Here is an 8000-nt window from a genome sequence, read left to right as displayed (position 1 = left end):
CCAGTTCCCAAGAACAAATCAGTAATATCCTTACGCCGACAACGAACATTATTAAGAAAATAAACAGACTGCCCACTACGAGACAACTGGCGTTTAACAGCGATTTCAGAATGATCAGGAAACTGAGGAACATTAACACCCTCAAAAACCAACTCAATAGAAGCCTGATCAACCGGCTTACGAGTGCGAGAACCATTAAAAACCACATCACTCATTTGAGAACCGCGCAACTGCTTAGCCGAACTCTCACCCATAACCCACCGAATAGCATCAATAATATTAGACTTACCACAACCGTTAGGTCCAACAATTCCTACCGTATTACTGGGGAAATTTAAGGTTGTTGGATCCACAAAAGACTTAAAACCTGACAGTTTTATTTTACTTAGACGCATTTTTTTTAATTACTAGTTAAATATTTAACTGGTATTATACGGCAGATAAATCATCCTTTGTCGGGTTTTAGACCTGACAGGTTTTAAAAACCTGTCAGGTCTTTAATATCAATTAATAAACCTCAAACTCCTGACAATTAATATCTATCCAGTTTTCTTGTTTTAAAGCTTCTGTATTTGCTTTTACAAGTACTCCACATGCTTGATATTGTCCTAATGTTGCTCCGTTTGGTAGTTTTAGGGGAATTGAAATGCTTGTTTTTTTTTCTATTTTTATTTCAGCTTTATATATTTCCGCTACATTTGGCCAGCTTGGAGTTGATGGGTATTGGAATGTTATAAATTGGCCGTTTGGTAGGATTAAAGCAATGTATAGGTCTATTTGTGCTTGACCGTTTAGTTCTGCCGCTAGTTGTAGCTATTTTACTTTATTTTCATGGTGTTATCATATTAGCCAGACAAGGCATAATGGCCATCTGAGGATCTAGCTATTGAGTCCCACCGAATTGGGTTGTTACAATATCTGCTAGAGCTGAATTTAATACTAATTGGTATAGTATTAATAGCTTTATTGAAAATTTCATTTTTAGTTTCTCCAATTTAAATAAAAATCCGTTTATTCGGAATAAACGGATTTTCGTTTTATATACTCATATATATAATATATCAATATCAACACATATACTAAATTTCTCAATATTAGTTGGAGAATGTGAAATAGTTATAGCAAAGCCTTTCTGACGTAAAAATGATTCTTTTTCACTCAACCATTTTTCAAATTGTTTAATCATAATTTTAGCCCAACCTTCATAGGAAGTGGGTTTAACATAAGAAATAGGCACCTAAAATTCTACATAATAACTGTACAATGGTGCTTACTTTCTTGAGCTTTACCAGTTCTAATGAAATTAGAGGCAGTAGGTTTACGCGGAGCGCGTGATTTAATGCCAAATGAATTATCAGGCGGAATGGCGCGACGAGTTGCCTTAGCTAGAACTTTAGTCTTAGATCCAATGATGATGATGTATGATGAACCTTTTACTGGGTGTTGGTGTTTTATCTTTAACAAAGATCAAGATTTTGTAGTTTTTGATGCCAAGCTAATTCTGAAGTAGGAATTTCATCATCTTCAATTATATTATCTAAATACTGTTCTAAGCGTCGCTTATATGCATTGAATTAGTTGCGCCCGCGTAATAACTTGCGAGTAAGTCTTGCTGAAGTTTTCGCGTATTATAACGGGCTTCAACTGGAGTGTCTCGCAATGGTATATATTCTTTGACAACTTGAGGCAAACCACCAGTTATAAAATATTCCATTAAATGTTCCCATAGCATATCATGAACAATTTCAGGAATATTGGCTGATTTCAAACTTTCAAAAAGCTGATCTTTACCCACTGGAAAAGATTCAGAGAACCAGCACAGCACAAAGCCAATTATGGCATTTATTCATTGAAATATTTTAAACTAGTCAATGCTTTAGGACATTCTTGTATCTCATCAAAAATAAGCAAATGCTTTTCAGGAATGATAGTTTTTCCAGCTACCAAGGATAATTCTCGAATAATTCGCTTTGGTACTAGATCAGCCTGAAAAATCTTAGCAAGTTGTGGCATTTGTTCAAAATTAAATCGAAAAAACGTTGGAAATTCATTTTTTCCAAATTGTTCCAGAAGATAACTTTTTCCAACTTGCCTTGCTCCATGTAGCAGCAGTGGTTTTCTAACTCGTGAGTCTCGCCACTTAATTAATTGTGTATAAAGTATTCTTTTCATCGTCTTTTATCTCAAAACCTAGACTTTTTGCAAGCACTTTTTACATTTTAACATAGGAATGTTTTATATAGTTATTTCCAAAGAGTAACTTTCACATAATCTTCAGTTACTTCAAAATTTACTTCTGTACCATTATGTTCTTTCATTAACGGAATAATCTTGCGACGTATTCCCATGCCGCGATTATCCATAAAATTATAATCTCGTAAAATATTAGTAATAATCGGATTACGTGGAAAACGCTGCCCAGCTTTCATTTTTTCTATAGTCATACTATTAGCTAATCCGCCCGGGCTAGTTATTTCAAGGCGATTAGCATAAATATTCAGATTAACCTTGTTAGGATTCGTCCAATCTCTATGGGCAAAAGCATTAACAATTAGTTCTCGAATCACAGCCTTGGGATAATCCCAGCACCGTATTCGTCTCATAGAAACTAAACGCTCTTCAGAAATATAAGGTTGTAAATAATACAAAACTCTATCCGGTAAACTATATTCCAATACATCACGATGATTAATCGCACTAGTTAATCCAGTAAACGGTATATTTAATATTTCATCTAAGCTCGCATCATAATCCATTTCCTTTCCAGAAAAAACTAATAAATGAATCCCAGCTTGTGGTAAACCATAACAAGGTTGCTTACCAAACAATGATAAACCAGTGATTGTACATACTGGCGTACCAAATTCAGTTGCTACCATGAGATCAAGATTTTGTAGTTTTTGATGCCAAGCTAATTCTGAAGTAGGAATTTCATCATCTTCAATAATATTAGCTAAATATTGTTCTAAGCGTCGCTTATCTAATTGATCAAAACCGCGCCCTGATATAGGTAAAGATTCAGCATGTAATAAGCCACCTGTTTGAAATAAACGTAATTGTTGTTCTCTACTTGCCAAACGACTACTGCTGCCAAAACGGATATAAACATCTTCACGATCATTATGCCTTACTACATAAGGCTTAGTAGTGCCCATAGCAACTGTCACCACAGCTACCTTTTTACCATCATCCATGATAATCTCTTCATAAAACGGTATAATCTGTGGATGGATAAAACGACCAAATACAGTATCCATCAACCAATCTTGCAAATTTTCTCGTTGTATGCCAGAGATACTACCATCATCTTCTACACCGAGTAATATTCTCCCACCTTGAAAATTAGCAAATGCCACAATTTCCTTAGCTAATTGTTCAGGGCGTAAATTATCACGTTTAAATTCAAGATTATAATTTTCCCCGTTGCTGATTATATCTAATAATTCTTTATTATTCATAATTCTTCAAACCCTAACAATTCCCGTTATCGCATCAACTGTTTCTGCTGATCTAAGTATATGAACCTTCCTAAAACCTTCAGATTTTAAATATTTTATCGATCTTTTTAAATCTTGATATTGCTTGCTGATTACATAATCTTCAAAGTTTCTATCTTGTCTCACTTTATGTCTATCTTGACACATTTGCTCTGGAATATCTAAAACTATAGCTATAGCTACATAATTATATTTTCGTGCCAGATTAATTAAACTTTTACGACTTTCTGTTTGTACACTAGTAGCATCTACTATTGTTAAACGTTGATTTTTAAGGCGTTTAGCTATAATATAATGTAACAATGCAAAGGCATCCTTGGTAACAGTTTGATCATTCTCATCATCAGAAATAATTGCCCTACATTCATCAGAAGATACTATTTCAGTTTTTTTAAAATGTTTTTTGGCAAAACTACTTTTGCCTGCACTAGAAACACCAATCATTACTACCAAAGAGAATTTAGGAATTTTTATTTTCATATGTTTCATTATAATGATAAAATATCAAATTCAATCAAAAAACTTTATGTTCGCTAATGACTGATTATTATAATCTACCTGATGAAAAGGGTCACTTTGGACCTTACGGTGGTCTCTTTGTTTCTGAAACCTTGATGCAGCCACTTGATGAATTGAAAAAAGCTTATGAATATTATAAGCAAGATCCTGAATTCTTAGCTGAATTAGATCATGATTTAAAACACTTTGTTGGACGACCTTCTCCTTTATATCATGCCGCTCGTTGGTCTGAACGTTTAGGTGGCGCACAAATTTATTTGAAACGCGAAGATTTAAATCATACCGGCGCTCATAAAATTAATAATACCGTTGGGCAAGCATTATTGGCTAAACGTATGGGTAAAAAGCGTATCATTGCCGAAACCGGTGCTGGACAACATGGTGTCGCTACTGCTACTGTTGCAGCTCGCTTCGGTATGGAATGTGTGGTCTATATGGGCGCGGAAGATATTAAGCGTCAAGCTATTAATGTTTATCGTATGCGCCTTTTAGGTGCCGAAGTTCGCGCAGTTGAATCTGGTTCTAAAACCTTAAAAGATGCACTCAATGAAGCCATGCGTGATTGGGTTACAAATGTCGATAACACCTTTTATATCATAGGCACTGTCGCAGGACCTGATCCTTATCCTGCAATGGTACGTGATTTTCAAACTATTATTGGTAGAGAAACACGTGAACAAATTTCACCTGATGTCTTAATCGCTTGTGTTGGTGGCGGTTCTAATGCTATTGGCTTATTTTATCCATTCTTAGAAGATAAACATGTTAGTATTTATGGTGTCGAAGCCGCTGGTGATGGTTTAGAAACTGGAAATCATGCCGCTCCATTATGTGCTGGTAAACCGGGCGTTTTACATGGTAATCGTACCTATTTAATGTCAGATCAAAATGGTCAAATAATTGAAACTCATTCAATTTCTGCTGGTTTGGATTATCCCGGTGTTGGTCCTGAACATGCTTGGTTAAAGGATAATGGGCGCGTCAATTATGTAGCCGTCACTGATAAAGAAGCCTTAATAGCATTTCATGATCTAACTCGTTTAGAAGGTATTATTCCAGCTTTGGAATCTAGTCATGCTCTAGCTTATTGTCAAAAAATTGCGCCTACTCTTGACAAAGATAAAATTATAGTCGTTAATTTATCAGGACGTGGTGATAAAGATATTCACACTGTTGCTACGCTTGAAGGAATAGAAATATGAGTCGTTTCACTAATTGTTTTAATAAAAAAACCGCACTAATACCATTTATCACAGCAGGTGATCCTAATCCAAACTTAACAGTGCCGCTAATGCACACTTTAGTTGAAGCTGGAGCTGATCTGATTGAATTAGGTATTCCATTTTCTGATCCAATGGCAGATGGACCAGTTATTCAACGCGCTAGTGAACGCGCCTTAGCCGCTGGTACTAGTCTTACTAAAGTTTTAGCAATGGTAAAACAATTTAGAGTTGACAATCAAACTACACCAGTGGTACTAATGGGTTATTTAAACCCAATAGAAATAATGGGTTATGAAAAGTTTGCAAAAGCTGCACAAGATGCTCAAGTTGATGGTATATTAACTGTTGATTTACCGCCTGAAGAGGCAACTGAATTTACTAAGATATTAAAAAACTATAATATAGCTCCAATTTTTCTCATAGCTCCAACTACTACTACAGAACGGATTAAAAAAATTGCCAGCCAATCCGAGGGATATTTATATTATGTATCCTTAAAAGGAGTGACTGGCAGTGCCAATCTGGATTTAAATAGTGTTGCTGAGAAATTAACAGAAATTAAAAAACATTCTAATTTACCAATTGGGGTAGGTTTTGGAATCAAAGATGCAAAAACAGCGGCACAAGTAGCTACAATTAGTGATGCTGTAATTGTAGGCAGTGCCTTAGTACAACTAATTGAAAATACTTCTGAAGATCAAGTCTTAGAAGTAGCATCTGCATTTATACGAGAATTCAATGAATAATACAAATTTCATTAAAATTCGTGATCTCCGCTTTAGGCGGGGAGAACGTTTGATTTTTGATGGTGTTGATATGGACATACCACGTGGTAAAATTACTGCGATTATGGGACCCAGCGGCACCGGCAAAACTACTTTATTACGCTTAATTGGTGGGCAACTTCACCCAGATGCTGGTACAATTGAAATTGATGGTTTAAATGTACCAAGTTTAAAAACCAAGGCACTTTATAATTTGCGTAAACGTATGGGAATGTTATTTCAAACCGGTGCTTTACTGACAGATTTAACTGTATTTGAAAATGTAGCATTTCCCTTACGCGAACATACTAAATTAACAGAATCCCTGATTCGTAATTTAGTTCTAATGAAATTAGAGGCAGTAGGTTTACGCGGAGCGCGTGATTTAATGCCAAATGAATTATCAGGCGGAATGGCGCGACGAGTTGCTTTAGCTAGAACTTTAGTCTTAGATCCAATGATGATGATGTATGATGAACCTTTTACTGGGCAAGATCCTATTTCTATGGGAGTTTTAGTGCGGCTAATTCGTTCTATCAATGACGCTTTAGATTTAACCAGTATTATAGTATCACATGATGTACATGAAACTGCTGAAATAGCGGATCTTATTTATGTTATTTCTAATGGCAAAATAGTTGGTAAAGGATCACCAAATGAATTAAAAACCTCTGATTCTGCTTGGGTGAAACAATTTATCAATGCCGAATCCGATGGTCCAGTGCCATTTCATTATCCAGCACCAGATTACGCAGAAGACTTATTATGTTAAATTTTTTTCAACGCATCGGTAGTGCCACAATTGGCATTGTTCAACGCTTAGGGCGTGGACACATTTTTTTGCTACAAGTACTAGCTAACATACCCAGTATATTTTTACGCCCTTCCTTAATCATCGCTCAAATCTATGCTGTTGGTGTTTTATCTTTAAGCATTATTCTTGTTTCAGGGCTATTTGTGGGGATGGTCTTAGGTTTACAAGGTTATAATACACTAGTAAATTTTGGTGCTACTGAAAGTTTAGGGGCAGTAGTATCATTATCATTAGTGCGAGAATTAGGTCCAGTATTAGCCTCATTATTATTTGCAGGGCGTGCTGGCTCAGCTTTAACTGCTGAAATTGGACTAATGAAAACCACTGAACAATTATCAGCTATGGAAATGATGGCGGTAAATCCAATCAAACGCATAATTGCTCCCCGTCTAATTGCAGGTATATTTACCATGCCTTTATTAGCGATGATATTCAGCGCGGTTGGGATTATCGGCGGCTATTTAGTAGTAGTTGAATTATTAGGAGTCGATTCAGGGGCATATTGGTCACAAATGCAAGCCCAAACTAATTTTATGAATGACGTAGTAAACGGCATCATAAAAAGCATAATTTTCGGTATAGTAGTAACTTGGATTGCAGTTTTTGAAGGTTACGATTGTACACCAACATCTGAAGGCGTAAGCCGTGCAACCACAAGAACAGTTGTACATGCTTCATTAGCGACTTTAGCACTTGATTTCATACTAACAGCTTTAATGTTTAACAATGTATAAAAAAATAATTTTCACATTTATTCTATTGAGTTCATTTAATGTAGCAACAGCAACAGAAGATGAAGTACAACTAAAAAAGATCGCGCCGACTATACAAGCCATAAATATAAGATTAAAAGGCACAAAAAGAGAAGAAGAAGTGCTTGATACTATGAAAGATATGGTAAATGATATTCTATATCGTGCTAGATTAGGAGTAGAAGCGATACCAATAGCAACAGATCCAACAATGGGATCAAACAGCAACTACAAAAATTTAGAAATTATCATCCACGCCCAATCCCCAGAAAAACCCAATCAAGCCTACCAAATTAGTATTACTTTACAAGAACAAGGTTCTCGTGGAGAACCGAGACTATTTAAATATGTAGCTAAAGACTGGTGGTATTTTTATAGAGCTTTACAAGTTTTTCTATTGAAACGACTTCATTTGCAGGCTAGATAATACA

The 8000-nt window shown here is 35.6% G+C and carries 11 protein-coding genes and 1 pseudogene; 6 read left to right on the top strand and 6 right to left on the bottom strand.

Translation table 11 applies throughout. From position 1 onward, the window contains the following. Both BHU68_RS12590 and BHU68_RS12585 read right to left on the bottom strand, forming a co-directional pair. Nucleotides 1-395, bottom strand: a 395-nt coding sequence (locus tag BHU68_RS12590) for an AAA family ATPase (RefSeq protein ID WP_141700087.1), incomplete at its 3' end; no start/stop codon positions are given. A 650-nt stretch (nucleotides 396-1045) separates the two neighbouring features. Continuing rightward, nucleotides 1046-1237: an immunity protein TriTu family protein gene (locus BHU68_RS12585; RefSeq protein WP_069471839.1), complete on the bottom strand. Its 192-nt coding sequence runs from the start codon at nucleotides 1235-1237 to the stop codon at nucleotides 1046-1048. 54 nt (nucleotides 1238-1291) lie between these two features. On the opposite strand from BHU68_RS12585, the pseudogene BHU68_RS12580 reads away from it, so the two are divergent. Beyond that, nucleotides 1292-1441, top strand: a pseudogene (locus BHU68_RS12580) (ATP-binding cassette domain-containing protein); the annotation flags it as partial. Nucleotides 1442-1549: 108 nt separating this feature from the next. Here the strand turns inward: BHU68_RS12580 and BHU68_RS12575 are convergent. From BHU68_RS12575 to BHU68_RS12560, 4 genes are all read right to left on the bottom strand, one after another. Next, entirely contained in the window at nucleotides 1550-1825 is a 276-nt protein-coding gene (locus BHU68_RS12575) for a hypothetical protein (RefSeq protein ID WP_141698860.1), read from the bottom strand. A gap of 17 nt (nucleotides 1826-1842) precedes the next feature. Then, nucleotides 1843-2172, bottom strand: a complete 330-nt coding sequence (locus tag BHU68_RS12570; protein ID WP_069471842.1) for an AAA family ATPase — start codon at nucleotides 2170-2172, stop codon at nucleotides 1843-1845. 71 nt (nucleotides 2173-2243) lie between these two features. Next, on the bottom strand, nucleotides 2244-3458 hold the full coding sequence (locus BHU68_RS12565) for an RNA-binding domain-containing protein (protein WP_069471843.1): 1215 nt from the start codon (nucleotides 3456-3458) through the stop codon (nucleotides 2244-2246). A gap of 6 nt (nucleotides 3459-3464) precedes the next feature. Beyond that, nucleotides 3465-3977, bottom strand: coding sequence for an AAA family ATPase (locus BHU68_RS12560; RefSeq protein ID WP_069471844.1), 513 nt, complete (start codon nucleotides 3975-3977; stop codon nucleotides 3465-3467). A gap of 56 nt (nucleotides 3978-4033) precedes the next feature. On the opposite strand from BHU68_RS12560, the gene trpB reads away from it, so the two are divergent. Genes trpB through BHU68_RS12535 form a run of 5 tightly spaced genes read left to right on the top strand, consistent with a single transcriptional unit; the run spans nucleotide 4034 to nucleotide 7996 of the window. Then, a complete protein-coding gene (gene trpB, locus BHU68_RS12555) occupies nucleotides 4034-5218 on the top strand; it encodes a tryptophan synthase subunit beta (RefSeq protein WP_069471845.1) in 1185 nt (394 codons plus the stop codon). After that, entirely contained in the window at nucleotides 5215-5985 is a 771-nt protein-coding gene (gene trpA / locus BHU68_RS12550; RefSeq protein ID WP_069471846.1) for a tryptophan synthase subunit alpha, read from the top strand. The genes trpB and trpA overlap by 4 nt, the downstream gene beginning before the upstream one ends. Beyond that, nucleotides 5978-6775 (top strand): ABC transporter ATP-binding protein, encoded by a 798-nt coding sequence (locus BHU68_RS12545; protein WP_069471847.1) that lies wholly within the window; start codon nucleotides 5978-5980, stop codon nucleotides 6773-6775. Before trpA ends, BHU68_RS12545 begins: the two co-directional genes overlap by 8 nt. Next, complete coding sequence (gene mlaE, locus BHU68_RS12540; protein WP_069471848.1) at nucleotides 6769-7551, top strand: lipid asymmetry maintenance ABC transporter permease subunit MlaE; 783 nt, start codon at nucleotides 6769-6771, stop codon at nucleotides 7549-7551. Before BHU68_RS12545 ends, mlaE begins: the two co-directional genes overlap by 7 nt. Further along, nucleotides 7544-7996, top strand: a complete 453-nt coding sequence (locus tag BHU68_RS12535) for a hypothetical protein (protein ID WP_069471849.1) — start codon at nucleotides 7544-7546, stop codon at nucleotides 7994-7996. Before mlaE ends, BHU68_RS12535 begins: the two co-directional genes overlap by 8 nt. Nucleotides 7997-8000 lie beyond the last annotated feature (4 nt).

The organism is Candidatus Marithrix sp. Canyon 246 (assembly GCF_001723685.1).
In the GTDB taxonomy this organism is placed as follows: domain Bacteria; phylum Pseudomonadota; class Gammaproteobacteria; order Beggiatoales; family Beggiatoaceae; genus Marithrix.
Note: the sequence above shows the minus strand (reverse complement) of the source record. Positions and strands in the feature narration are given on the sequence as shown.